24 protein-coding genes are annotated in these 24100 nt (G+C 66.5%); 10 read left to right on the forward strand and 14 right to left on the reverse strand.

Annotated features, from left to right (window positions below):
* Nucleotides 1–52: 52 nt before the first annotated feature.
* Genes KBI52_RS27405 through KBI52_RS27430 form a run of 6 tightly spaced genes read left to right on the forward strand, consistent with a single transcriptional unit; the run spans nucleotide 53 to nucleotide 6189 of the window.
* The gene (locus tag KBI52_RS27405; protein ID WP_210812358.1) at nucleotides 53–2407 is read left to right on the forward strand and encodes a bifunctional salicylyl-CoA 5-hydroxylase/oxidoreductase; all 2355 of its coding nucleotides are present in this window, start codon (nucleotides 53–55) and stop codon (nucleotides 2405–2407) included.
* Between the two features lies 1 nt (nucleotide 2408).
* Nucleotides 2409–3176: an SDR family oxidoreductase gene (locus KBI52_RS27410; RefSeq protein WP_210812359.1), complete on the forward strand. Its 768-nt coding sequence runs from the start codon at nucleotides 2409–2411 to the stop codon at nucleotides 3174–3176.
* Nucleotides 3177–3178: 2 nt separating this feature from the next.
* On the forward strand, nucleotides 3179–3688 hold the full coding sequence (locus KBI52_RS27415) for a MarR family winged helix-turn-helix transcriptional regulator (protein WP_173949555.1): 510 nt from the start codon (nucleotides 3179–3181) through the stop codon (nucleotides 3686–3688).
* Entirely contained in the window at nucleotides 3685–4521 is an 837-nt protein-coding gene (locus tag KBI52_RS27420; RefSeq protein WP_210812360.1) for an enoyl-CoA hydratase family protein, read from the forward strand. The genes KBI52_RS27415 and KBI52_RS27420 overlap by 4 nt, the downstream gene beginning before the upstream one ends.
* A 1-nt stretch (nucleotide 4522) precedes the next feature.
* Nucleotides 4523–5749 carry an acyl-CoA dehydrogenase family protein gene (locus KBI52_RS27425; protein WP_173949553.1) on the forward strand — a complete coding sequence of 409 codons (1227 nt, stop codon included), beginning with the start codon at nucleotides 4523–4525 and terminating at the stop codon, nucleotides 5747–5749.
* Nucleotides 5746–6189, forward strand: a complete 444-nt coding sequence (locus tag KBI52_RS27430; RefSeq protein WP_173949552.1) for a RidA family protein — start codon at nucleotides 5746–5748, stop codon at nucleotides 6187–6189. Before KBI52_RS27425 ends, KBI52_RS27430 begins: the two co-directional genes overlap by 4 nt.
* 142 nt (nucleotides 6190–6331) lie before the next feature.
* On the opposite strand, the gene greA is transcribed toward KBI52_RS27430, so the two are convergent.
* The 7 genes from greA to KBI52_RS27465 all read right to left on the reverse strand — a co-directional run bounded on the left by greA (nucleotide 6332) and on the right by KBI52_RS27465 (nucleotide 12733).
* Nucleotides 6332–6799: a transcription elongation factor GreA gene (gene greA, locus KBI52_RS27435; RefSeq protein ID WP_210812361.1), complete on the reverse strand. Its 468-nt coding sequence runs from the start codon at nucleotides 6797–6799 to the stop codon at nucleotides 6332–6334.
* Between the two features lie 64 nt (nucleotides 6800–6863).
* Complete coding sequence (locus KBI52_RS27440) at nucleotides 6864–7988, reverse strand: branched-chain amino acid ABC transporter permease (protein WP_247654683.1); 1125 nt, start codon at nucleotides 7986–7988, stop codon at nucleotides 6864–6866.
* The gene (locus KBI52_RS27445) at nucleotides 7985–9001 is read right to left on the reverse strand and encodes a branched-chain amino acid ABC transporter permease (RefSeq protein ID WP_173949550.1); all 1017 of its coding nucleotides are present in this window, start codon (nucleotides 8999–9001) and stop codon (nucleotides 7985–7987) included. The genes KBI52_RS27440 and KBI52_RS27445 overlap by 4 nt, the downstream gene beginning before the upstream one ends.
* The gene (locus tag KBI52_RS27450) at nucleotides 8998–9723 is read right to left on the reverse strand and encodes an ABC transporter ATP-binding protein (protein ID WP_210812362.1); all 726 of its coding nucleotides are present in this window, start codon (nucleotides 9721–9723) and stop codon (nucleotides 8998–9000) included. The genes KBI52_RS27445 and KBI52_RS27450 overlap by 4 nt, the downstream gene beginning before the upstream one ends.
* Nucleotides 9716–10495: an ABC transporter ATP-binding protein gene (locus KBI52_RS27455; RefSeq protein ID WP_210812363.1), complete on the reverse strand. Its 780-nt coding sequence runs from the start codon at nucleotides 10493–10495 to the stop codon at nucleotides 9716–9718. Before KBI52_RS27455 ends, KBI52_RS27450 begins: the two co-directional genes overlap by 8 nt.
* A gap of 6 nt (nucleotides 10496–10501) precedes the next feature.
* Entirely contained in the window at nucleotides 10502–11692 is a 1191-nt protein-coding gene (locus KBI52_RS27460; RefSeq protein WP_173949547.1) for a substrate-binding domain-containing protein, read from the reverse strand.
* Between the two features lie 105 nt (nucleotides 11693–11797).
* Nucleotides 11798–12733 carry a DMT family transporter gene (locus KBI52_RS27465; RefSeq protein ID WP_173949546.1) on the reverse strand — a complete coding sequence of 312 codons (936 nt, stop codon included), beginning with the start codon at nucleotides 12731–12733 and terminating at the stop codon, nucleotides 11798–11800.
* Between the two features lie 80 nt (nucleotides 12734–12813).
* On the opposite strand from KBI52_RS27465, the gene KBI52_RS27470 reads away from it, so the two are divergent.
* On the forward strand, nucleotides 12814–13269 hold the full coding sequence (locus tag KBI52_RS27470) for a PaaI family thioesterase (RefSeq protein ID WP_173949545.1): 456 nt from the start codon (nucleotides 12814–12816) through the stop codon (nucleotides 13267–13269).
* Nucleotides 13270–13496: 227 nt separating this feature from the next.
* Nucleotides 13497–13895 carry an ester cyclase gene (locus tag KBI52_RS27475; protein ID WP_173949544.1) on the forward strand — a complete coding sequence of 133 codons (399 nt, stop codon included), beginning with the start codon at nucleotides 13497–13499 and terminating at the stop codon, nucleotides 13893–13895.
* A gap of 17 nt (nucleotides 13896–13912) precedes the next feature.
* Here the strand turns inward: KBI52_RS27475 and KBI52_RS27480 are convergent, their stop codons facing one another.
* Both KBI52_RS27480 and KBI52_RS27485 read right to left on the reverse strand, forming a co-directional pair.
* On the reverse strand, nucleotides 13913–14827 hold the full coding sequence (locus KBI52_RS27480; protein WP_210812364.1) for an SMP-30/gluconolactonase/LRE family protein: 915 nt from the start codon (nucleotides 14825–14827) through the stop codon (nucleotides 13913–13915).
* 18 nt (nucleotides 14828–14845) lie between these two features.
* Complete coding sequence (locus KBI52_RS27485; protein WP_210812365.1) at nucleotides 14846–15682, reverse strand: universal stress protein; 837 nt, start codon at nucleotides 15680–15682, stop codon at nucleotides 14846–14848.
* Between the two features lie 138 nt (nucleotides 15683–15820).
* Here KBI52_RS27485 and KBI52_RS27490 point away from each other — a divergent pair, with 138 nt between their 5' ends.
* Nucleotides 15821–16873 carry a YdcF family protein gene (locus KBI52_RS27490; protein ID WP_173949541.1) on the forward strand — a complete coding sequence of 351 codons (1053 nt, stop codon included), beginning with the start codon at nucleotides 15821–15823 and terminating at the stop codon, nucleotides 16871–16873.
* A gap of 74 nt (nucleotides 16874–16947) precedes the next feature.
* Here KBI52_RS27490 and KBI52_RS27495 read toward each other — a convergent pair whose 3' ends face one another.
* Complete coding sequence (locus KBI52_RS27495; protein WP_173949540.1) at nucleotides 16948–17772, reverse strand: polyphosphate kinase 2 family protein; 825 nt, start codon at nucleotides 17770–17772, stop codon at nucleotides 16948–16950.
* 139 nt (nucleotides 17773–17911) lie between these two features.
* Here KBI52_RS27495 and KBI52_RS27500 point away from each other — a divergent pair, with 139 nt between their 5' ends.
* Entirely contained in the window at nucleotides 17912–18547 is a 636-nt protein-coding gene (locus KBI52_RS27500; protein WP_210812366.1) for a glutathione S-transferase family protein, read from the forward strand.
* Nucleotides 18548–18549: 2 nt separating this feature from the next.
* Here KBI52_RS27500 and ligD read toward each other — a convergent pair whose 3' ends face one another.
* The 4 genes from ligD to oppB form a co-directional block, all read right to left on the reverse strand.
* Nucleotides 18550–20127, reverse strand: a complete 1578-nt coding sequence (gene ligD / locus KBI52_RS27505) for a non-homologous end-joining DNA ligase (RefSeq protein WP_210812367.1) — start codon at nucleotides 20125–20127, stop codon at nucleotides 18550–18552.
* Between the two features lie 184 nt (nucleotides 20128–20311).
* A complete protein-coding gene (locus KBI52_RS27510; RefSeq protein WP_210812368.1) occupies nucleotides 20312–21946 on the reverse strand; it encodes an ABC transporter ATP-binding protein in 1635 nt (544 codons plus the stop codon).
* A gap of 1 nt (nucleotide 21947) precedes the next feature.
* The gene (locus KBI52_RS27515; protein WP_210272353.1) at nucleotides 21948–23090 is read right to left on the reverse strand and encodes an ABC transporter permease subunit; all 1143 of its coding nucleotides are present in this window, start codon (nucleotides 23088–23090) and stop codon (nucleotides 21948–21950) included.
* Between the two features lie 8 nt (nucleotides 23091–23098).
* Nucleotides 23099–24019, reverse strand: coding sequence for an oligopeptide ABC transporter permease OppB (gene oppB, locus KBI52_RS27520; protein WP_173949536.1), 921 nt, complete (start codon nucleotides 24017–24019; stop codon nucleotides 23099–23101).
* Nucleotides 24020–24100 lie beyond the last annotated feature (81 nt).

The following is a 24100-nucleotide window of genomic DNA, read 5'->3' on the forward strand; positions in this document are numbered from 1 at the left end:
CGCAATTATTTTAAGCTTAAAACAATAAGCGCAATCGTTGGGTAGGATTCTCATGAAGACGGCGATCATCGGCGGTGGCCCGGCGGGGCTCTATTTCGCGATCCTGCTGAAGAAGCTTCGGCCGGATTCCGACATCACGGTGTATGAGCGCAACCGCGCCGACGAGACGTTCGGCTTCGGAGTCGTGTTCTCCGACGCGACCCTGGACAATTTCGAGAAGTACGACCTACCCAGCTACCGGCGGATCGTGCGGGAATTCGCCTATTGGGACGACATCGCCATCCATTTCCGCGGCACCGTGCACCGGATCGGCGGCAACGGCTTCTGCGGCTGCTCGCGCCGCACGCTGCTCCTGATCCTGCAGGATCGCGCGGAGGAGCTCGGCGTGGACCTGCGCTACGAGGCCGACGTGGACGACGAGAGCCTGTTCGCCGACGCGGACCTCGTGGTCGTGGCGGACGGCATCAACAGCCGCTTCCGCGAGCGCTATGCGGGCCACTTCCAGCCGGAGGTGGACCTGCGGCCCAACAAGTTCACCTGGATGGGCTCGACGAAGCCGCTCGACGCCTTCACGTTCATCTTCCAGGAAACGGAGTGGGGGCCGTTCATCGCCCATGCTTACCAATATGAGGCGAATCGCTCGACCTGGGTGTTCGAGACCGATCCGGAGACTTTCGAGCGGGCCGGGCTGAAGGACAGGAGCGAGGCCGAGTCGGCCGCGCTCATGGAGAAGATCTTCGGCTGGTTCCTGGGCGGGCACCGCATTCTCACCAACCGGTCGATCTGGCGCAACTTCCCGATGATCCGCAGCAAGCGCTGGGTGATGGGCAACAAGGTGCTGCTCGGCGATGCCAAGGCGTCGGCGCATTTCTCGATCGGGTCGGGCACGAAGCTCGCCATGGAGGATGCGATCGCGCTCTACGAGGCCTTCCGCCGCGAGCCCGGCGTCGAGGGTGCGCTGTCCCTCTACGAGACCGGGCGTCGCGAGGAGGTCGAGAAGACGCAGCACGCGGCCGACGTGTCCCTGGTCTGGTTCGAGCACGTGGCGCGCTTCTGGGATTTCGACCCGGTGCAGTTCGCGTTCGGGGTGATGACCCGCGCCAAGGCGATCACCTACGACAACCTGCGCCTGCGCGCACCCGACTTCGTGGCGGCGGTCGACCGGACCTTCGCCAAGCAGGTGCGGCAGCAGGGCTTCGAGGTCTCGGTGGAGAGGCCGAACACCCCCATGTTCCAGCCCTTCCGCCTGCGCGAGATGATCGTTCCGAACCGGGTCGTGGTCTCGCCGATGGATATGTATTCGGCCAAGGACGGCGTGCCGGGGGATTTCCACCTCGTGCATTACGGCGCGCGCGCCACCGGCGGCGCGGGACTGGTCTTCACGGAAATGACCTGCGTGTCCCCGGAGGCGCGCATCACGCTCGGATGCACCGGCTTGTGGAACGACGAGCAGGAGGCCGCCTGGAAGCGGATCGTCGATTTCATTCACGCCAATTCCGGTGCGAAGTTCTGCCTCCAGCTCGGCCATTCCGGCCGCAAGGGTGCCACCAAGCTCATGTGGGAGGGCATCGACCGGCCGCTTGAGGAGGGCGCCTGGGACATCTGCTCGGCGTCTCCGATTCCCTATTTCGAGGACAGCAAGGTGCCGCGTGAGGCAACCCGCGCCGACATGGACCTCATCACGTCGCAGTTCGTCGAGGCCGCAAGGCGCGGCGAACGGGCCGGGTTCGACATGCTCGAGCTGCACTGCGCCCACGGCTACCTGCTGGCGAGCTTCCTGTCGCCGCTCACGAACCGGCGCACGGACGATTATGGCGGCTCTCTCGAGAACCGGCTGCGGTTTCCGCTCGAGGTGTTCGACGCCATGCGCGAGGTCTGGCCCGCGCACAAGCCCATGTCGGTGCGCATCTCGGCGACCGACTGGGCCGAGGGCGGCATCACGGGCGACGATGCGGTCGGGATCGCCCGTGCCTTCGCGGAGCACGGCGTTGATCTCGTCGACGTCTCGACGGGACAGACCGTCCGCCAGGCGCGGCCGATCTACGGGCGCATGTTCCAGACGCCGTTCTCCGATCAGGTGCGCAACGAGGCACGGGTCGCCACCATGTGCGTCGGCAACATCACGGCGGCCGATCAGGTGAACACGATCCTGGCCGCCGGCCGCGCGGATCTCGTCGCTCTCGGCCGGCCGCATCTCGTCGATCCGTTCTTCACCATGAAGGCCGCGGCCTGGTACGGCGCCAAGGACATCCATTGCCCACCGCAATATCTCGCCGGCAAGGACCAGATCTTCCGCAACTCCGTTCGCGACCGTCAGGATCTGGAAGAGCTCAAGGTGAAAGCGAAGCCCAAGACCCGGGCGGAGCTGAAGATGGAGGCCGGCGAGAAGCCTCTCGCGGCGGAGTGAGATGATCATGACTCCTCTCAAGGGGCGGCATGCCCTGGTGACCGGTGGCGGCCGCGGGATCGGCCGCGCCATCGCGGCATCGCTCGTGAAGGCCGGTGCGACGGTCACCGTCGTCGGAAGGTCTGCCGCGTCGCTCGAACAGGCGGCCGCGCTGGGCGACGCTCATGCGGCGACCGTGGCCGACGTGACGGATCTGCAGGCGGTTCAGCGCGCCGTGCAGGCCGCGGTCGACCGTCATGGTCCGGTCGATCTCATGATTGCCAATGCGGGTTCGGCCGCGTCCGCGCCGTTCCTGAAATCGGACCCCGACATGTTCCGGCGGATGCTTGACGTGAACCTGCTCGGCGTCACCACCATGGCGCAGGCTGTCCTCGGCTCTATGACGGAGCGCGGCTTCGGGCGCATCGTCGCGGTGGCGTCCACCGCGGGCCTCAAGGGCTATCCCTATGTGAGCGCCTATTGCGCCGCCAAGCACGCGGTCATCGGCTTCGTGCGTGCGCTTGCGCTCGAGACCGCGAAGACCGGCGTCACCGTCAATGCGGTCTGCCCGGGATTTACCGACACCGATCTGGTGGCCGAGAGCCTCGACCGGATCATGGCGAAAACCAACAGGACCCGCGACGAGGCGCTCGCCGAATTCGTGAAGCACAATCCGCAGGGTCGACTGATCGATCCCGCGGAGATCGCCGATGCGGTCGTCTGGCTGTGCGGCGAGAGCGCGCGCTCCGTGACCGGACAGGCGATCGTGGTGGCCGGGGGAGAACTGTGACGATGGACGACCAGGCCATTCCTCTCGACGCCGAGACCAAGGCCGTCGAGCAGCCCGAGGATCACCGGGAGGAGCTGCGCCTGTGGCTGCGGCTTCTCACCTGCTCAACCCTGATCGAGGGCGAGGTGCGCCGCCGCCTGCGCGAGCGCTTCGACGTCACGCTCCCCCGCTTCGACCTGATGGCGCAGCTCGACAAGGCTCCGGACGGCATGATGCTGTCCGATCTCTCGAAGCGCATGATGGTGTCGAACGGCAACCTCACGGGCCTCGTCGATCGGCTCGTGGCGTCGGGCCATGTGGTCCGGACCGTATCGCCGACGGACCGGCGCGCCATGGTGATCAGTCTGACCGACGAAGGCCGCGCCGAGTTCCGGACCATGGCGGGCGAGCATGAACATTGGATCGCCGACCTTTTCGGCGATCTCAACGCCAAGGATCGTACGGATCTCATGCGGCTTCTCGCGAAGACCAAGCTGTCCGCCCGGCGTGCCATCATGGGAGACGATCAGTGACCCGGTTTGCCAATTCCGTCACCCTGCCGCTCGCGTCCTACGAGCCGCGTCATTTCCTCCTGACCGTCGACGGTCCTGTGGCGAACGTCACCCTGAACCGTCCGGACCGAAAAAATCCGCTCACCTTCGAGAGCTACCGCGAGCTGACCGATTTCTTCCACGCCTGCGCCAAGGACGAGGACGTCAAGGCCGTGGTCATCAGCGGAGCCGGCGGCAATTTCTCGTCCGGCGGCGACGTGTTCGAGATCATCGGTCCGCTCGTCGAGATGGACACCAAGGGCCTCACCGCCTTCACGCGCATGACGGGCGAACTGGTCAAGGCCATGCGCGCCGCGCCGCAGCCGATCGTGGCGGCGGTCGAGGGTATCTGCGCGGGAGCCGGCGCCATCATCGCCATGGCGTCCGACATCCGCCTCGCGGCGCCCGGCGCCAAGGTGGCGTTCCTGTTCAACAAGGTCGGACTCGCCGGCTGCGACATGGGCGCCTGCGCGATTCTCCCGCGCATCATCGGCCAGGGCCGCGCGTCCGAACTCCTCTACACGGGACGGTTCATGAGCGCCGAGGAGGGCGAGCGCTGGGGCTTCTTCAGCCGCCTCGTCGCGGCCGCCGATCTTCCCACGGAAGCAGGCATCCTCGCGGGCGCGATCGGCACCGGACCGACCTATGCCACCACCATGACCAAGCGCATGCTCGCCATGGAATGGGCCATGTCGGTGGAGGAGGCCATCGAGGCGGAGGCCGTCGCGCAGGCCCTGTGCATGACGACGGAGGATTTCGCCCGCGCCTACCGCGCTTTCGCGGCGAAAGAGAAACCGGTCTTCAAGGGAGATTGACGTGATCGATGCGAGCTTTCTCTCCTGGCCGTTCTTCGAGGGCCGGCACCGGGAATTCGCCGCCGGGCTTAACGCCTGGGCGGCCCGGGAGGTCCGACCTCTCGTCGATCACCACGACGTGGATGCCTCCTGCCGCCGCCTCGTGCGGCGCCTCGGCGAAGGCGGATGGCTGAGGGCGGTGGTGCCGCAGGCTCATGGCGGCCTCTTCCCGTCCTTCGACGTACGCACCCTGTGCCTTGCGCGGGAAACGCTGGCCGCGCACGAGGGCCTGGCGGATTTCGCCTTCGCCATGCAGGGCCTCGGCACGGGGCCGATCACCTTGTTCGGTTCGGATGCGCTCAAGGACCGTTACCTGCCGCCGGTCGCGCGGGGCGAGGCCATCGCGGCCTTCGCGCTCTCGGAGCCCGAGGCGGGGTCGGACGTGGCGGCCATGAGCACCACGGCGACACCGGATGGATCGGACCACGTGCGGATCGACGGAGTGAAGACCTGGATCTCGAACGGGGGGATCGCGGATCATTACGTGGTCTTCGCGCGCTCGGGCGAAGCGCCCGGCGCAAAGGGCCTGTCCGCCTACGTGGTCGATGCGCAGACGCCCGGGTTGAGCATCGAGAACCGCATCGACGTGATCGCGCCGCATCCTCTCGCGACCCTGCGCTTCGAAGGCTGCCGGGTTCCGGTGGCAAACCGGATCGGCGGTCCCGGCGAAGGCTTCAAGGTCGCCATGGCGACCCTCGACGTGTTCCGCTCCACGGTCGGAGCCGCCGCGCTTGGGCTCGCCCGCCGCGCGCTCGCCGAGGCACTGCAGCACGCCGCCTCGCGCAAACTCTTCGGTGCGCCGCTCGGTGATCTGCAGATGACCCAGGGCGCACTGGCCGACATGGCGACCGGCGTGGACGGCGCGGCGCTTCTCGTCTATCGGGCGGCCTGGACCAAGGATCAGGGTGCGTCCCGGGTCACGCGCGAGGCGGCGATGGCCAAGATGTACGCGACGGAAGCGGCGCAGAGCGTCATCGACAAGGCGGTTCAGATCTTCGGCGGCCTTGGCGTCACCAAGGGCGTCAAGGTCGAGGAGCTTTACCGCGAAATCCGCGCATTGCGCATCTACGAGGGCGCCACCGAGGTTCAGAAAGTCGTGATCGCACGAGAGCTTCTGAAGATGCTGGAGAGCCAACGCTCCGGTGAGCTCGGTTCCGTCGCCAATCGTCAAGGGGGGAAACCACAATGACAGCCGCACTGGAAGGCGCTCCCATGCTGGGCATCGATGATGGGCCGGAGGTTCTCAACCCGAAGCACTGGCGCACACCCAAGGGCTACGCCAACGGCATGGCGGCCGAGGGCCGAGTCGTGGTGACGGGCGGCATCGTGGGCTGGGACGAGAGCGAGACCTTCGCCGACGGTTTCGTCGCCCAGGCTCGCCAGATCTTCGAGAACATCCGTGCCATCCTGGCCGAGGGAGGGGCCGAGCCCCGGCACCTCGTGCGCCTGACCTGGTACGTGGTCGATATCGACGAGTATCTCGTCAATCTCCGCGAGCTGGGCCGCGCCTACCGGGATGTGTTCGGCGCGCATTATCCGGCCATGGCTCTGGTTCAGGTCGTGCGGCTCGTGGAAAAGGCCGCCCGGCTCGAGGTCGAAGCGACGGCGATCGTTCCGAGCAAGCGATAGCAGGTGGCGGATCTGGGATTCATCGAGGAGGAGGCGTAGCCTTACCCGGTCATGGCCGGCCTTGTGCCGGCCATCCCGATCGGAATGGCGCGCGCTTCAGACAAGCGGGATCACCGGCACAAGGCCGGTGGTGACAGGAAGACTACAGCTCGATCTCGACGATTTCCGCCGTGGTCTGCCCGATGGGCACCACGTCGCCGATCTCCTTGCCCATGAGCGCCTGCGCCAGCGGTGACACGTAGGACAGGCTGCCCTTGGCCGGGTCGGCCTCGTCCTCGCCGACGATCCGGTAGGTCTGGCGCCGTCCGTCCTCCCGTTCGAAGGTGACGCGGGCGCCGAAGCGCACATGAGCCGTGTCGGTCGGAGGCGGCACCACCTCGGAGGAGGCGCGCCGCGCCGACCAATAGCGCAGGTCGCGGTTGAGACGGGCCACTTCGGCCTTGTCGTCGGCCAACTGGGCCTGGGCAAGGCGCTTGTGCAGGGACTCGATTTCCGAATCCATCTGGGCCAGCCCCGAGGGCGTCACCAGATGATGCGGGCTGATCATCCGGTCCGGAAGGTCCTCGAAGGCTTCTCCACCCTCGGTTTCACGAACAAAGGCGCGGCTCATTACGTCTCCTCCGCTCTTTGGGAGAAAACGGTTCGGGGCTCGCGAAGGTTTCCGGATCTAACCTTTATTGCCCGGCTTGCCGCAGCCGTCCGACGATGCCGCCCGGGAACGCGTAGACGCTGATCACGAACAGGGCCCCGAGCCACAGGAGCCAGCGATCCGGATGGACGAGGCTCGGCAGGAGCGGAAGACCCGCCAGGGCGGAGCTGCCGGCGGCCATCAGCACCTGCAGGTAGCTCTGCGCCAGGACGAACAGGGCGGCGCCGATCACTGCCCCGTAGAGGGTGCCCATGCCGCCGATCACCACCATGAGCAGGATGTCGATCATGATCGAGAACGACAGGGTGGTGTCGGGTCCGTTATAACGCAGCCACAGGGCCATCAGCGCGCCGGCGATCGTCGCCGCGAGGGCCGAGATCACCGAGGCGGCCGTGCGGTAGGCGACGACCCGGTACCCCAGGGCCTCGGCCCGGAACTCGTTCTCACGGATCGCCTGCAGCACCCGTCCGAAGGGCGAGTTCACGATGCGCAGGAGGACGAGGAACACGGCGAGCGAGACGAAGAAGACGAGGTAATAGGCGAGGAGCCGCCCGTTGACGGCGGTGCCGAAGAGGGGCTCCGACAGGAGCCGGAAGGCGGGGCGCAGGGCCGCGGGCAGCTGGAACGACAAGCCGTCCTCGCCGCCGGTCACATCCGACAGTTGCGACGCCAGCACGGCCGCCGCCGAGGCCACCGCCAGGGTGATCATCGAGAAGAAGATGGCGCGCACCCTCAGCGACAGGAGGCCGATCGCGACGGCGAGCGTCGCGGACAGCGCGAGCGCCGCGACCAGGCCGATGGCAGCCGATCCCCAGGTCGGGGCCAGGCGCTCGAGCGCGATCGCGATGCCGTAGCCGCCGATGCCGAAGAACATGGTGTGGGCGAAGGACACGATGCCGGAATAGCCGAGGAGAAGGTCGTAGCTCGCGACCAGCACGACGAACACGCAGATCTTCGCGGCGGTGCCCAGCGGCTGGCTGCCGGAGAACAGGAACGGGGTCGCGGCGAGGAGCAGCAGGATCGCCAGCAGGATCGCGCTCAGCACCTTGGAGCGCGGCAGGTCCGAGGATAGGATCGCGTTCAGGAAGCCGCCGCGCGGGCGGGTCTCGTCGAAGGGAAGCGCGAGGGCGGAGGCGGGAGACGTGCTCATCGGCGGGCCACCGGAAACAGGCCCTGCGGACGCCAGATCAGCACCAGGGCCATGACGAGGATGTTGGAGATCAGGGCGAGCTTGGGCTCGATGAAGCCGACGTAATTGGCTACCAGGGCGACCAGGATCGAGCCGACGAAGCAGCCGCCCACGGAACCGAGTCCGCCGATGATGATGACGATGAAGACCAGCACCATCACCTCCATGCCCATGCCGGCGGTGAGGGTCTGGCGGTAAAAGGCCCACATGACGCCGCCGAGGCCTGCCAGCGCCGACCCGGCGACGAAGACGCTGACGAAGAGGCGGCGGATCCGGTAGCCGAGCGCCTCGACCATCTCGGGGTTCTCGACGCCGGCCCGGATCAGCAGGCCGAGGCGGGTGCGGTTGAGCAGGAGCTGCATCGCGATGAAGACCAGGAGCCCGATGGCGACCGCCACGACGCGGTAGCGCTCCATGACGATGTCGCCGAACACGAAGGCGCCGCGCAGGGATTGCGGCAGCGGGATCGGGATCGGCGAGGCGCCCCAGATGGCATGGATCAGCTGCTCGGCGACGATCAGCCCGCCCATGGTGACGAGGATCTGCTTCAGGTGGCTGCCATAGACGGGACGCACGATGACGCGCTCGAACACCGCCCCGACCACGCCCGTCACCGCCATGGCGACGAGGATGCAGAGCAGAAGGAGCGCGAGATTGAGCCCGACGGAATCCGCCGTCGCCCAGCCGGCGAGCGGCCCGAGCACGAGGAGCGTCGCGTAGGCGCCGAGCGAGATGAACACGCCGTGTCCGAAATTGATGATGTCCATCAGGCCGAACACGAGGGTGAGGCCCGAGGCCATGAGGAAGATCATCATGCCCATGGCGAGCCCCGCCACGGTGAGCGTCACCCAGGTCGAGGGGCTGCCGACGAAGGGCAGCGCCAGGAGAGCGAGGGCGGGAACGAGAAGAAGCGGGAGCCAGTCTGTCCGGGCGCGCGGCAGCTCGACGGCGGTGTCGGCGGTCATGTCGCTCATTGGTGCGCATCCAGGGAAAGGCCGAGCAGGCGCTGCTGCAGGTCCGCGTCCGCGACGAGGTCGCTCATGGCGCCGGCATGCACGATGCGCCCGTCGTCCATCACGACCACATTGTCACCGAGCGCCGAGGCGGCATAGAAGTTCTGCTCCACCAGCAGGATCGTCTCGCCGGACGCTTTCAGCGCCTTGAAGGCTTCGATCATGGAGCGCACCATCACGGGCGCGAGACCTTTCGTCGGCTCGTCGATGAGGAGCAGGCGGCGCGGCTCCGCGATGGCGCGCGCGATGGCGAGCATCTGCTTCTGGCCCCCGGAGAGGTTGCCGGCCGGCAGGTTCCAGAAGCGCTTGAGGGCGGGGAAGAGGCCGAGGATCCAGTCGAGCCTGCTCCTGTCGACCGGCCCGTTGCGGGCCGCGAGCACAATGTTCTCGCGCACGGTCAGATCCGTGAAGATGCCCATGGCCTCGGGCACGTAGGCGATGCCCGAGCGCGCGATATCCGGCGTGGCGGCTTTCGTGATGTCGCGGCCGTCGAAGCGGATGCTGCCCGACGAGGCCTGCCACAGGCCCATTATGGTGCGCAGCGTCGTGGTCTTGCCCGCGCCGTTGCGGCCGAGCAGCATGGTCAACCCGCCGGCCGGGACGACGAAGTCGACACCGTGCAGGATGTGGTAGGGGCCGATATGCGTGTGCACGTCGGCGAGCTGGAGAAGGGGCTCAGCCACGGGCGGCCTCCACGCCGAGATAGGCCTCCTGCACCACCGGCGAGGCGATGACCGCGGCGGGCTCGCCGTCGGCCACGAGCGTTCCGTTGTGCAGCACGATGATCCGATCGGAGAGCGAGCGCACCACATCCATCTTGTGCTCCACGAGAAGCACCGTGGCGTCGCCGCGCTCCTTGATGTCGTGGATGAGTTCGAGCACGGTCGGCACCTCGTCGACGCTCATGCCGGCGGTCGGCTCGTCGAACATGAAGACCTTCGGCTCCATGGCGATCAGGAGCGCCACCTCGAGCTTGCGCTGGTCGCCATGCGACAGGGCCTTCGGGGCCACGTGCCGCCTGTCTGCGAGCCGCACCCGTTCCAGAATGCTCTCCGCCTTCTCGATGAGATCGCGGCGCGCGTTCCACACCCTGAACATCGACCAGCCCGCGTCCGCCCGGCTCTGCACCGCGAGGCGGACATTCTCGAGCGCCGTGAGCTGCGGAAACAGGTTGGTGAGCTGAAACGCGCGACCCAGGCCGCGCCGCGTGCGCGCCGAGGCGGGCAGCCGCGTGATGTCCTCGCCCGCGACGACGACCTGTCCGGACGTGGCGCGGAGCTGCCCGGAGATCAGGTTGAAGTAGGTCGTCTTGCCGGCGCCGTTGGGGCCGACGATCGCCGTGAGCGTGCCCGGCGTGAACCGGCACGACACGTCGTTGACCGCTACATGGCCGCCGAAGCGAACGGTCAGCCCGCGCGTTTCGAGCGCGGGCGTCGCTGTCGTGGATGGTATCACGTCGGCTCAGCGCTTGTTGCGAACCGGGATCGGCATCTTGTCGGCCGGGATGACGCCGACGAGGTCGAGCAGGTCGTTCGCGTCCTTGCCGTCGGCCTTGACCTTGAAATGGTACATGTCCTGCAGGGCCTGATGGTCCTCCTTGCGGAAGGTCATCGGTCCCTTGGGCGTCTCGAAGGTCATGCCCTCCATGGCGGCGATCAGCTTTTCCGGATCGGTGCCGCCCGCCTTCTGGATCGCCGTGACGGCCGCGGACGCGGCCGCGAAGCCGCCCGCGGTGAAGAAGTCCGGCGGCGCGTTGAAGCGCTTCTGGTGCTCCGTCACGAGCCAGTCGTTCATGGCGTTCTTCGGGAAGGCATAATAATAGTACACGGCGCCTTCCATGCCGGGATAGTTCTTGTAGATCTGCATGGCCGGCAGGATATTGCCGCCGGGCGCGATCTCGATGCCGAAGCGCTCGGGCTTCAGGTCGGCGATCTTGGGCAAGGGATGCTGGCCGGCCCAGATGATGTTGATGATCTTCTTGCCGGGCTTGTCCTTGAGCGCGTCGAAGATGCGCTGGGCGGAGGCCGTGAAGTCCGTTGCGTTCTGCGGCGCATATTCCTCGAACACCACCTTGGCGTTCGGCCGGATCTGTGCGAGCGCGTTCTTGAGCGCCGCGACCCCGTCTTTGCCGAAGGCGTAATCCTGCGCGAGCGTCGCGATCGAGACGTCGCCGCTCGCCGGGACGGCGGCCGCGGCCCCGTAAGCATCCTGGGTCGAGTTGCGCGCGGTGCGGAAGATGAAGCGGTTCCACTTCTCACCCGTGATCGCATCGGCCACGGCTGGCTCCACGATCAGCACCTTGCCGTTCTCCTCGGCCACCGGCAGCATCGCGAGCGCCGCGGCCGACGACGTGGTGCCGACCGCGAGGTCGACGTTGTCGTCGTTGTAGGCCTGTTCGAGCAGGGTCTTGGCGAGATCGGCCTTGAGCTGGTCGTCCTTCACGATGACGCTGATCTTGCGGCCGTTCACCGCCATCGTGCCTTTCGTGAGATATTCGAGACCCATCATGAAGCCGGCTTCGGTCTGCTTGGCATAGGCCTCGAGCGGCCCGGTCTTGCCCGCGATGAGGGCGATCTTGATGTCCTGGGCGAAGGCCGCGGATGCAAAGAGAATGCCAGCCGCAGCGGCGGCAAGTGTAAGCTTCAGGCGCATCGAACTCCCCGTGTTTTATAGGTTCATTGACGGCTTCGCAGTGCAGCATGTCAAGTTCGACTCTCGGACCATCCCTTTGAGAAACGGATGGCCCGAGCGTGGATATCACGCCTCCGGCAGCACCGGCGTCTCGATGTCCTTCGCCACGCGGCCGCGCCGCGCGGCCTCGCGTTCGAGCAGGATCAGGGCAAGACCCGCGCCGCAGATGACGGCGGCGCCGACCAGGGTCCAGAATCCCACGACGTCGCCGAAGAACAGGTAGCCCAGCACGATGGCCCACACGATGAGGGTGTATTGGTACGGTGCGACCACGGAGGCCGGCGCGATCTTGAGCGAACGGTTCACGCAGACATGAGCCGCCATGGACACGATGCCGAGCAGGAACAGACCCGCCAGCTCGACGGGCCCGGGCGTCACCCAGGCGAGGGGCGCGGTGACAAGGCCGAAGATGAGCGCACCGAGAATCTGGCCGAACACGAGCGTCGCGTCGTCGGTCTCGCGCAGCTTGCGGGTCGTGATCATCAGGAGCGAATAGAAGAGGCTTCCGGCGAGCGCGATGAGGGCCGGCAGCGACAGCGTGGCGGGCGACGGACGCAGGGCGATCAGCACGCCCACGAAGCCGACCCCGATGGCGAGGATGCGCGGCTTGTCGATCCTCTCGCCGAGCCAGAACGCCGCGAAGGCCGCCACATAAATCGGCCCGGCCAGATAATAGGTCATCACGTCGGCGAGCGGCAGATAGGTGACGGCCCAGTAGAAGCAGGCGACCTCGAGGGTCGAGAGGGTGATCCGCACCGCGTGCAGCCCAGGCCTCGGCGGGATGGCGAAGGGAACCTTCTGCCGGCGCATGACGGGCAGCAGGACCGCCAGGGCCGCGACGCTGCGCAGGAGCAGGACCTGGCCGACCGAATAGGTGGCGACGAGCCATTTCCCCATGACGTCGTTCATGGCGAACATGAACACGCCCAGCAGCATCAGGCCGATGCCGACGAGGATGCCCGAGCGGATTTTTGGGGCGGAAGACGAACCGGTATGCCTCATGGGGCGGATCAATGCGGGAAAAGCGGCTTGATTCCAAGGCTTTTGATCGCCGATTCTGGATGAACCCCGGGGAGACCTCCATGAACGATACGGCACCGAAAGATCCAGGCGGCGAGGCACGCGTCCGGGCGAGCTTTGCGGCTCAAGGCCTGATGGAAACCCTGGGCGCATCCCTGGTCAGCGTCTCGCCGGGCCTGGTGGAGATCGCCTTGCCGGCATCCCGGGCGGTGTCTCAGCAGCACGGCTTCGTCCACGCGGGAGCCATCGCGAGCATCGCGGATTCCGCTGCCGGCTATGCGGCCCTGACCCTGATGCCGCCCGGCGCGGGCGTCCTGACGGCCGAGTTCAAGATCAACCTCCTGGCGCCCGGGATCGGCGAGCGCATCGTCGCGCGGGGCCGGGTCGTCAAGGCGGGCCGGACGCTCACCCTGGCCCAGACCGACGTGTTCGCGGTCCGAGACGGGACGGAAAAGCAGATCGCCCTGCTCACCGCCACCCTCATGACGGTCGCGGGGCGCGACCGCGTGAGCGATTAGCCGGGAGCCACGCCCGGGTCGTCATCACCGGCCTTGTGCCGGGGATCCCGACCCGTAAGGCACACCGCTCATCCGATCGGGATGGCCGGCACAAGACCGGCCATGACGTTGCGGGCGCTAGCGTCGAGCGCAAACCGATGACAGGGGCCAACCTCCCGCCACCCTTGAATCATTCCGCCCAGGCGGCAAACTTCGTCTCATATATCCGCGAACACGGAGCCATCGCCGTGACCGAATCCGATCTTTCCAATGCTTACCGGGCCTACATCGCCTGCCTGAACGAGCGGGACTGGCCAGGGCTGGAGCGGTTCGTCCATGACGATGTCGTTTATAACGGCCGGCGGATCGGGCTCGACGGCTATCGCGCGATGCTGGAGAGGGACGTCCGCGACATCCCCGACCTTCATTTCGTCATCGACCTGCTGGTGTCGGATTCGCCGCGCATCGCAAGCCGCCTGCGCTTCGACTGCACCCCGAAGGGGGAGTTTCTCGGCGTTCCCGTCGATGGTAGGCGCGTCACCTTCGCGGAAAACGTCTTCTACGAGTTCCGGGAGGGCAGGATCGTGCAGGTCTGGTCGGTGATCGACAAGGCGGCCGTCGAGGCCCAGATTCAGGGCGCCCGCTGATCTCGCCGAACCCGGAGCTAGAACGTCCGGGCCCCGTTCACCGGCAGCATGATCGCGTAGAGCGACGTGGTGGCGCAGATGTAGAGCCGGTTGCGTTTCGGTCCGCCGAACACCAGGTTGGCGACCCCTTCCGGCACCAGGATCTTGCCGATCAGCGTGCCGTCGGGGTCGTAGCAATGGACCCCGTCGCCGGCGCTGGTCCAGATCCGCCCGGCCTCGTCGAGCCGGAAGCCGTCGAACAGGCCCGCCGTACAGGTGGCGAAGACCTTCCCGTTCGTCAAATTGCCGTCGGCATCGACGTCGAAGACCCGGATATGGCGCGGGCCGTCCTTGACATGGGTCGCGCCCGTATCGGCCACGTAGAGGCGCGTCTCGTCGGGCGAGAAGGCGATCCCGTTCGGGCGGACGAAATCGTCGGCCACGACACGCAGGTCGCCGGAATGCGGATCGACCCGGTAGACGTGGCAGGCGCCGATCTCGCTGTCCGCCTTGTGGCCCTCATAGTCGGAATCGATGCCGTAGGCCGGATCCGTGAACCAGATCGAGCCGTCGGATTTCACCACTACGTCGTTGGGAGAGTTGAGGCGCCTGCCTTCATGGTGGCTCGCCAGCACCGTGATGGAACCGTCGTGCTCCGTGCGGGTCACCCGCCGGTGGCCGTGCTCGCAGGTGACGAGGCGGCCCTGACGGTCCACACTGTTGCCGTTGGAATAGCCTGCCGGATGGCGGAAGACGCTGACCGAGCCCGAGGTCTCGTCGAAGCGCATCATCCGGTCGTTGGGGATGTCGCTCCAGACCAGATAGCGGCCCGCCGGGAAATAGGCCGGGCCCTCCGCCCAGCGGCAGCCCTCGTAGAGCTTCTCCAGACGCGCCGATCCCTTGAACAGGTGCTGGAAGCGATCGTCGAGGACGACGGCGACGTCTCTGAACATGGCGAATGGCATTTCCTGTCAGTGAGCCATCAGGACGGGAATCGTCGTGTTGCTCAGGATATGGCTGGTGGCGCCGCCGAAGAACATCTGCCTCAGACGGCTCTGGGTATAGGCGCCCTTCACGAGCAGGTCGCAGCCCAGAGCGCCGGCTTCGGACAGGATGGTCTCGCCGGGCCTGTTCGAAGGATCCGCCGCCGTGACGGCTTCCGCGGGCAGATCGTGCATCCTCAGATGCCGGGCGAGCTCCGATCCCGACGGGCCGGGAACGCCCCAATCCTCGAGTTCGAGCACGACGATGCGCCGGGCCTTCTTGAGCAGGGGCATCGATCCCAGCACGGCGCGGGCGGTTTCCGTGCTCCGGTTCCAGGCAATCACGGCGGTCTCTGCGAAGGTCTTGGGCGGGTTGGGAGGCGCGATGAGAACGGGGCGGCCCGTCTCGAACAGGGCCGCCTCCACGGTGGACAGGCGGGTCTGGCCGTTCGAGCCGTCCGGCCGGCCCACCACGACGAGATCGAACACGCGGCCATAGGCGCCCAGGAAGGCGTCCTCCATCAGGCCGTCCTGCCGCCAACCCGAGCTCAGGCCCGGCAGGCCCGCGGAGGCGCGCGCGATCTGCTGCGTCGTCATGAAAGCCTCAAACCGCTCGCGGCAGGCGCGGGCCATTTCCAGGCGGTTCTCCGGCGTGATCGGGGAGGGCACGCCGATGGCGATGTCCACCGGCAGGACGACCGGGTAATCGGGGGTGATGGCGATCCCCTCGATATAGCTGTCGAACAGGCGGCCGAGATGCAGGGCCGCCTGCAGCTGCGGCTCGACGATGCCGTGGTCTTCGATCGGAACGAGAATGCTCTTCATAAGGATTATTGTCGCGCTTAAACCCAGCCTCGGCAAGACCATCCGAAAGTTCAGCACGGGCTGTGGATGGAAATCGGTTTGACATCCGATCGTCGTCGGATCCAGCTTGAATGGCCCGGCACAATCAAGGAGCCTTCCATGCGTAAGATCGCGCCCCTCGCGGCAGCCGCTCTCCTCACGTTCTCCACCTCGTTCGCAGCGCTCGCGTTCGACCCGGGCAACACGGGCCGCATCAAGACGCTCGTGGATACAGGGATGCAATATTACTGGTCGGGCGGGGACGTGAAGAAGGCCGAGGCGGAGGTCTTCAAGGGCATCACCCTGCACGGCCGCTACGACGTGGTGGAGAAGGCCTTCGCGGAGGCCTCCACCCTGGCGCCGGAGCGCCTCGATTTCCGATTCGCCGTCGCGTCGTCCCAGATCCTGCAGAAGAACCTGGCCGGCGCCCGCGCGACCTATGAGGACATCCTGGCCAAGGATCCGGCCTCCTTCGAGGCCCAGGCCTGGCTCGCGGCGCTCGCCCGCATCGAGGGCAAGGCCGACGAGGCCGCCCTGACGGATCAGGCGCTGGCGGCACTCGATCGGGCGCGATCGGACGCCTACCGCCAGCGCTTCGCCCGCGCGGAGGCCATCATGGCCGAGCGCCCTAACATGGACGTGCCGACGATTTCGGGCCGCGTGATGATCGTGGCCCTCGGCTATGCGCTGGCCAAGGACGGCACGGCGGAGAAGCCGCTCCTCGACCGTCTCGACGTGGCCCTGAAGGCCGCGAACGCGAATCCCACGGCCCGGATCATGGTCACCGGCGGCCAGCCTCAGGCGGGCGTCACCGAGGGCGACGTCATGACCAAGTGGCTGGTGGAAAGGGGCGTCGACCGGGACCGCATCCTGATCGAGGACAAGTCCAAGGACACGGTCGGCAACGTGCTCAACGTCGCCAATCTCCTGAAGCGCCACACGGCCGACGCGGTGATCCTGGTGACGAGTTCCAGCCACATGCGCCGGGCCCGCACGCTTCTGGAGGACGCCTTCCGGCAATACGGCATCGACGCGCCGATCCTGCCTGTCGTCGCTCTCGATGCGCCGTCCCTCGAGGAGGCGGCCAAGGTCTCGAAGGATGAGCGCATGGTGATCTACCGCGATCTCATGCGCGTTTCGGGCCTGTGGGCCTATCCGGGCATCCAGCAGTAGAGCCGAGGTGCCCTTCGACGAGTGGAGCATCGGATCAAATCCCAAGAGTGGATTCCACTTTTGGGTCCGATACTCTAGAAAACCTTGAAGTCGCCCGGCTTCCAGGAGACTTCCGGGTATTGCGGATCCATTTCTTCAAGGGTTGCCTTGACGATGGTCGCGATGGCCGCGTTGCGGACCCATTTGCGGTCGGCCGGGATGATGTGCCAGGGCGCCCACGGGGTCGAGCAGCGGTTGAGCATGATCTCGTAAGCCTCCTGGTAGTCGTCCCAATGCTCCCGGTCCTCCAAGTCGCCCGGGTTGAACTTCCAGTGCTTCGTCGGGTCGTCGAGCCGCTCCTGCAACCGTTCCTTCTGCTCATCCTTCGAGATGTGCAGCATGAATTTGAGGATGGTCGTGCCATTCTCCGCGAGCATCTTCTCGAACGCGTTGATCTGCTCGTAGCGCTGTTCGATCACATCCTCCGGCGCCAGCTTGCGCACCTTGCCAACGAGCACGTCCTCGTAATGGGAGCGGTTGAAGATTCCGATGGTGCCACGCCGCGGGCAGGCGCCATGCACACGCCAGAGAAAGTCGTGCTCCAGTTCGAGCCGCGAGGGCGGACCGAAGGCATGGACCGAGACGCCCAGGGGCCCGGTCGCGTTGAACACGCCGCGGATCGTGCCGTCCTTGCCCGACGTGTCCGTGCCTTGAAGGATGACGAGCAGGGCGCGGGAGCCCTCCGCATAGAGTCGGTCCTGTAGGATGTCGATGTCCTTCGCGAGAGCAGCCGTCGCGGCCTTCGTCTCGTCGCTGTCCTCGAAGATCGTCTTGTCCCGCGGGTCGCGGTCCTTCAGCCGGGCCTTCTCGCCGGGCTCGACCCGAAGCGTCTTCCGCAAGTCCTGTTCCTGATCCGCCATCCCCGATCCTCCACGTGTTGAGGACGATAGGGCGGAACCGCGTGAAAGGAAGGTTGGGATCGCGGCCGGCGCGCTCTTTACGGGCTTTGCGGCAGGACGTACCAGAGACCTGCCAGTCAAATTGGAAGGGGCTGCCACGATGCTTTCACTCTACTACTATCCCGGCAATGCCAGCCTGCTGCCGCACATGATGCTCCGGGAAATCGGCGCCGAGTTCGAGCTGCGCCTCGTGGATCGCGGGCAGGACGCCCAGAAGAGCCCGGATTATCTCAAGCTCAACCCGAGCGGGCGCATCCCGGTTCTCATCGATGGCGACCTTGTGCTGTTCGAGACCGCCGCCATCGTGCTGCATCTCGCCGACAGGTTTCCCGAGTCGGGCCTTGCTCCCGCGCTCGGAACCGCGGAACGGTCCGAGTTCTACAAGTGGATCATCCACCTCACGAACACGCCGCAGACGGAGTTTCGCGCCTGGTTCTATCCGCACGAGCACGTGACCGACGAGGCCGCCGCGCCGACCGTCAAGGACGCGGCGCGCGAGCGCCTGGACCGCATGTTCGACGTGATTTCCGCGCAGCTCGGAGACAAGACGTGGCTTCTCGGCGAGCGCTTCTCCGCCGCCGACCTCTTCCTGTTCATGCTGATCCGCTGGGGACGCGGCATGCCGCGTCCGCCGCGCAGCATCCCGAACCTGAACGCGCTGGCCGAGCGCGTGCTGGCCCGACCTGCCGTTCAGAAAGCGCTCGAGGCGGAGGGGCTCAAGGCTCCGATTTTCTGACGCTACTTCTTCGGCGGGGCGCGCTTCGACCGTGCGCGCTCCGGCAGTACCTGATCGGCCTTGCCCATGTCGGCCCAGGGATCCCGCTTGAGCGCTTTGAGACGATTGCTCAGGTTTTCGACCGTGAACCCGTTGGGCTTGAGATCCGACGACAGCTCCTCCCAGGTCACCGGCGTGGCGACCGGAGCGCCGGGCCGCGAGCGGGTGGAGTAGGGCGCGACCGCCGAGGCCTCGCGATTGTTGCGCAGATAATCGATGAAGATGCGTCCCTCGCGCTCCTGCTTGGCGGACGTGGTCGTGTAGCGGTCCGGCTCGTCGGCCGCCATGGCTTCGGCGATGTCCCGCGTGAACGCGAGAGCATCCTTCCACGGCGCCCGCGGCTTGAGCGGCACGACCACGTGAAGGCCCTTGCCGCCGGTCGTCTTGACGAAGCTTTCGAGCCCCAGCGCCTTCAGGCGCTCGCGGACGGCGCGCGCTCCCGCGATCACCGCGGGCCAGTCCACGCCTTCACCGGGATCGAAATCGAAGACGAGGCGGTCGGGCCGTTCCAGATCGGCCAGGGTCGCGCCCCACACGTGCATCTCCAGCACGCCCGATTGCACGAGAGCCACGACGCCCCGGATGTCGCGGACCGTCAGAATCTCCTGCTTGGTCGTCCCGTCCTCCACCGTGTCCGAATGAATGAAGGGACTCATGCCGGCCCAGGAGTGACGCTGGATGAAGCACTTCTTCTCCGCCCCTCCCGGGCACCGGATGAGCGTCAGCGGTCGGTCGACCAGATGCGGCAGCAGCCAATCGGAGATGCCGGCATAGAAGGCCGCCAGTTCCTGCTTCGTCACTCCCTGGTCTTCCCACAACACGCGGTCGGGATGGGTGAGGGTCACGCCCGCCACTTCGATCGAACGGTCGGATGGCTTGGCTTTCGCAGAGGATCGCTTCGTGGTCTTTTCAGCATTCGGCGATACCGCCTTTGTCGCCGGTGCTTTTCTCGTCGTGGAACGCTTGGCCGGGCGGTCGGGCGCGATCTGCTCCAGCGAGCGGCCCGATTTCACCGACAGCGGCTTCTCGTCGAGGACATCCGGATCATCCTCGGTCCGTGCATAGGCGTCCTCGGCTTTGATCAGCAGCCAGGATTCCTGTCGTTCGCGTGGGCGTTTGGCCATGCGGACGAGGTGCCACGTCCCGTGCAGCTTCTCTCCCTCGAGGCGGAAGGTGAGGCGGCCCTTGTGGTAGCCCTCGTGCGGATCGCCGTCCGGCTCCCAGGTCCCGCGATCCCACAGCAGGACGGTGCCGCCGCCGTACTGGCCCTCCGGGATGGTGCCCTCGAAGTCGCCGTAATCGAGCGGGTGATCCTCCACATGGACCGCAAGGCGCTTCTCGCCCGTGACCAGGCTCGGTCCCTTGGCCACAGCCCAGCTCTTCAGGACGCCGTCGAGCTCCAGGCGGAAATCGTAGTGCAGACGGGAGGCGTCGTGCTTCTGGACGACGAAGGACGCCCCCCGGCGCCGGGAGGCCTTGCCCGCCGGCTCGGAGGTCCTGGTGAAGTCGCGCTTGGCGCGATAGGCTGCGAGCTTTGCCATGGCGCGGAGTCAAATCCGCGCCCGGCGATCTGGTTCCCGCTTTCAGTGGTCCACGCGAGGTGACACCCTGCCCGTCATGGCCGGGCTTGTCCCGGCCATCCCGATTGGAAAAGCGCCGCGCTTCAGGCAATCGGGATCACCGGCACAAGGCCGGCGATCCCGTGCGGAGACAAAGGCTCGCCTCTCAAGAGGCCAGGGGACGGGCAGCCGCTTCGGCCTTGTCGCGCTCCGTCAGGAAGGCCGCCGCGATTAGGTCGCGGGTATAGTCCTCGTGCGGCCTGTCGAAGATCTCCTCCGCGGTGCCGCGCTCCACCACCTTGCCGCTCTTCATCACCATGATCTCGTCCGAGAGCGCGCGCACGACCGCGAGGTCGTGGCTGATGAAGATATAGGCGAGGCCGTGGGCCTTCTGCAGATTGCGCAGCAGATCGACGATCTCCTTCTGGACCGAGCGGTCGAGCGCGGAGGTCGGCTCGTCGAGCACCACGAGCTTCGGGTGCAGGATCATGGCGCGCGCGATGGCGATGCGCTGGCGCTGCCCGCCAGAGAACTCGTGCGGGAATCGGTTGCGCCAGGCCGGGTCGAGCTGCACCTCCTCGAACGCCTGGGCGGCCCGTCGGTCGCGCTCCTTGCGGGAGATGCTGGGCTCGTGGACGAGGAGGCCCTCGGTCACGATCTCCCCCGCCGTCATGCGTGGCGAGAGGGAGCCGAACGGATCCTGGAAGACAAGCTGCAGATGGCGCCGAAGGGGCCTCATGCCGCCCCGGTCGAGGGGCATGAGGTTCCGGTCCTCGAAGCGCACGAGGCCGGAGGCCGGCTGCAGGCGCAGGATGGCGCGGCCGAGTGTCGACTTGCCCGAGCCGGATTCGCCCACCACGCCCACCGTCTCGCCGGCGCGCACCCGCAGGCTCACGTCGTCGACGGCCTTGAGGACGTGAGTGGCCTTGCCGAAGAAGCTCTTCTCCAGCGTGAACTGAACCCCGATGTTGCGCGCATCGAGCACCAGCGGCGCCGTGGACGCGACCGGCTCCTTGCGGCCGGTCGGCTCGGCGTCGATGAGCATCTGCGTATAGGGGTGCTTGGGGGCGGCGAAGATCGCCTCGGTATCGCCGCTCTCCACCACCTCGCCGCGCTTCATCACGTAGGTGCGGTCGGCGAAGCGGCGCACCACGCCGAGATCGTGGGTGATGAACACGATCGACATGCCGAGCCGCTTCTGCAGATCCGCCAGGAGTTCCAGGATGCGGGCCTGCACGGTCACGTCGAGGGCGGTGGTCGGCTCGTCGGCGATCAGCACGTCCGGGTTGTTGGCGAGCGCCATGGCGATCATCACGCGCTGGCGCTGGCCGCCGGACATCTCGTGCGGGTAGGCGTCGATGCGCCGGGCCGGGTCCGGAATGCGCACGAGCTCCAGGAGCTCGATGGCGCGCTTGCGGGCCTGCGCCTTGCTCAGGCCCCCATGGGTGGTGAGCGGGAGGCTCAGCTGATCGCCGATCCGGTAGAGCGGATCGAGGGAGGTCATCGGCTCCTGGAAGATCATGGTGAGCTTGGAACCCCGATAGGCGTTGAGCCTGTCGGGGGAGAGGCCCACCAACTCGTCTCCGCGATACTTCACCGAGCCTTCGGCCCAGCCGTTCGAGGCGAGCAGCCCCATCACGGACATCATGGTCTGGCTCTTGCCCGAGCCGGATTCGCCCACGATGGCGACGGTCTCGCCCGGGTTGATGTCGAGGTCGATACCCTTCACCGCATGGAGGATGCCGTCGCCGGTGCGGAAACGGACGTGAAGGTTGCGGACGGAAACAACGGGTTCAACCATGTCAGCGATCCTTCGGGTCGAGAGCATCGCGCAGGCCGTCGCCGATGAAGTTCAGGCAGAAGAGGATCGCGACGAGCGTGACGGAGGGATAGATGAGCATCCAGGTGGCGCCCTGGATGTTCTTGGCGCCTTCCGAGATCAGAACGCCCAGGCTGGTGTTCGGCTCCTGGACGCCGAGGCCGAGGAAGGACAGGAAGCTCTCCAGCAGGATGACCTTCGGGACGAGCAACGTCATGTAGACGACCACGGGCCCCAGCGTGTTGGGGATCACGTGGCGGCGGATGATGCCCTTCGTCTCGACGCCCAGGGCCTCGGCAGCCTGGACGTATTCCTGCCGTTTGATGGACAGCGTCTGCCCGCGGACGATGCGGGCCATGTCGAGCCACTCGACGGCGCCGACCGCGATGAACATCAGCACGAAGTTGCGGCCGAAGAACACGACCAGCATGATCACGAAGAAGATGAAAGGCAGCGAGTAGAGGATGTCGACGACGCGCATCATCACGAGGTCAACGCGCCCGCCGAGATAGCCCGACGTGGCGCCGTAGATCACCCCGATCAGGATCGCCACGAAGGTGGCGAGCAGGCCGATGGCGAGCGAGACCTGACCCGCCTTCATGGTGCGGGTGAGAAGGTCGCGCCCGTTGGTGTCGGTGCCGAAGAAGAAGTACTGGCGCTTCAGCGGCACGTCGACGACGAGACGCTGGCCCTCCTGCTGCTTCTCGACGACGCGCGCCGGCCCGAACAGGTCCGAGCGTTCGAAATAGGCGAGAAGCCGCTCGTCGATCGGCCGGCTGCTGGAGCTCACGAGCGTCATGTGGACAACATCGTTGTCGATGGTGATGTTCTCGGCCCTGGCGCGAACACGGGCGCCGATGCGCTCGATGTTCGGCTCGATCTGGTCGGCCTTGGGATAGGCCTCCAGGCTCGCCGGCACCTTCACGTAATCCGGATAGACCCGGTCGAAGGGATGGCCCGTGAAGAACGGCCCGAAGATGCAGGCGAGCGCGATCAGGCTCAGCACGATGATGCTGGTGAGCGCCGCGCGGTTGCGGATGAGACGCCCCCGGGCCTCGGCCCAGAGGGAGCGTCCAGTGATGGGGCCCGTCATGGTCTCGACGGGAAGAACGGCGCCTTCGGCCATGGGAGATCTCACTCGTAGCGAATGCGCGGATCGATAAGGGCGTAGAGGATATCGACCACGAGATTGAAGAGCAGAACGAACACGGCCACGACGACGACCGTGCCCATGACGAGGGTGTAGTCGCGGTTGAGCGCGCCTTCGACGAAGTAGCGTCCGATCCCCGGCAGCCCGAAGATGGTCTCGACCACCACGGAGCCGGTGAGCAGAGCGGCTGCGGCGGGGCCGAGATAGGACACCACGGGCAGGGCGGCTCCGCGCAGGGCGTGGGCCACGATCACCCGGGTGGGCAGGCCCAGCGACCGCAAGGTGCGGATGTGATTGGAACGCAGGTTCTCGATCATGGCCGCGCGGGTCATGCGCGCGACGACCGCGATCTGCGGCAGAGACAGCACGAGGACCGGCAGGACGAGGTTGCGGATGTTGCCATTGGCCCAACCGGCCACCGGAAGCCACGCGAGCGCCAGGCCGAACACGATCTGAAGGATCGGCGCCACCACGAAGTTCGGGATGGTGAGGCCGAGTGCGCCCATGCCGGTGACCAGATAGTCGACGGTGCTGTTCTGGCGCAGAGCCGCGATGGACCCGAGGGTGCCGCCGACGATGACCGCGAAGGAAAGGGCGAGCGCGCCCAGGGTCATCGAGATGGGCAGGCCGCGCGCGAAAAGCTCACCCACGGAGAAATCGCGCAGGATGAACGAGGGGCCGAAATCGCCCCGCACCACCGCGCCGAGGTAGAGCAGGTACTGCTCGAAGAGCGGCTTGTCGAGCTGATAGATCCGGTTGAGGTTCTCCATCACCTTGGCCTCCAGAGGCCGCTCCAGATCGAACGGCCCGCCGGGGGCGAGCCGGATCAGGAAGAACGAGATGGTGACGATGATGAAAAGGGTAGGGATGGCCGACAAGAAGCGGCGAAAGATGAAGGAGAGCACGGGAAGCTCCTCCTGCTGCTACAGCATAACAATAAAAGAATAGGGCGGCCTGACGAGCAGACCGCCCCCCTTATCAGATTT

The sequence above is a fragment of the Microvirga sp. HBU67558 genome, from assembly GCF_018069605.1.
Classification (GTDB): Bacteria; Pseudomonadota; Alphaproteobacteria; order Rhizobiales; family Beijerinckiaceae; genus Microvirga; species Microvirga terrae.

What these genes read in the sequence shown, in the direction of transcription:
- KBI52_RS27405 (WP_210812358.1), top strand. Translation starts at nt 53, where the DNA reads ATGAAGACGGCGATCATCGGCGGTGGCCCGGCGGGGCTCTATTTCGCG.
- KBI52_RS27440 (WP_247654683.1), bottom strand. Translation starts at nt 7,988, where the DNA reads ATGAGCACGTCTCCCGCCTCCGCCCTCGCGCTTCCCTTCGACGAGACC.
- KBI52_RS27510 (WP_210812368.1), bottom strand. Translation starts at nt 21,946, where the DNA reads ATGGTTGAACCCGTTGTTTCCGTCCGCAACCTTCACGTCCGTTTCCGC.
- greA (WP_210812361.1), bottom strand. Translation starts at nt 6,799, where the DNA reads ATGAGCCGCGCCTTTGTTCGTGAAACCGAGGGTGGAGAAGCCTTCGAG.
- KBI52_RS27445 (WP_173949550.1), bottom strand. Translation starts at nt 9,001, where the DNA reads ATGAGCGACATGACCGCCGACACCGCCGTCGAGCTGCCGCGCGCCCGG.
- KBI52_RS27415 (WP_173949555.1), top strand. Translation starts at nt 3,179, where the DNA reads ATGGACGACCAGGCCATTCCTCTCGACGCCGAGACCAAGGCCGTCGAG.
- KBI52_RS27485 (WP_210812365.1), bottom strand. Translation starts at nt 15,682, where the DNA reads ATGAAGAGCATTCTCGTTCCGATCGAAGACCACGGCATCGTCGAGCCG.
- KBI52_RS27490 (WP_173949541.1), top strand. Translation starts at nt 15,821, where the DNA reads ATGCGTAAGATCGCGCCCCTCGCGGCAGCCGCTCTCCTCACGTTCTCC.
- KBI52_RS27480 (WP_210812364.1), bottom strand. Translation starts at nt 14,827, where the DNA reads ATGTTCAGAGACGTCGCCGTCGTCCTCGACGATCGCTTCCAGCACCTG.
- KBI52_RS27515 (WP_210272353.1), bottom strand. Translation starts at nt 23,090, where the DNA reads ATGGCCGAAGGCGCCGTTCTTCCCGTCGAGACCATGACGGGCCCCATC.
- KBI52_RS27460 (WP_173949547.1), bottom strand. Translation starts at nt 11,692, where the DNA reads ATGCGCCTGAAGCTTACACTTGCCGCCGCTGCGGCTGGCATTCTCTTT.
- KBI52_RS27465 (WP_173949546.1), bottom strand. Translation starts at nt 12,733, where the DNA reads ATGAGGCATACCGGTTCGTCTTCCGCCCCAAAAATCCGCTCGGGCATC.
- KBI52_RS27495 (WP_173949540.1), bottom strand. Translation starts at nt 17,772, where the DNA reads ATGGCGGATCAGGAACAGGACTTGCGGAAGACGCTTCGGGTCGAGCCC.
- KBI52_RS27430 (WP_173949552.1), top strand. Translation starts at nt 5,746, where the DNA reads ATGACAGCCGCACTGGAAGGCGCTCCCATGCTGGGCATCGATGATGGG.
- KBI52_RS27500 (WP_210812366.1), top strand. Translation starts at nt 17,912, where the DNA reads ATGCTTTCACTCTACTACTATCCCGGCAATGCCAGCCTGCTGCCGCAC.
- ligD (WP_210812367.1), bottom strand. Translation starts at nt 20,127, where the DNA reads ATGGCAAAGCTCGCAGCCTATCGCGCCAAGCGCGACTTCACCAGGACC.
- KBI52_RS27410 (WP_210812359.1), top strand. Translation starts at nt 2,409, where the DNA reads ATGATCATGACTCCTCTCAAGGGGCGGCATGCCCTGGTGACCGGTGGC.
- KBI52_RS27470 (WP_173949545.1), top strand. Translation starts at nt 12,814, where the DNA reads ATGAACGATACGGCACCGAAAGATCCAGGCGGCGAGGCACGCGTCCGG.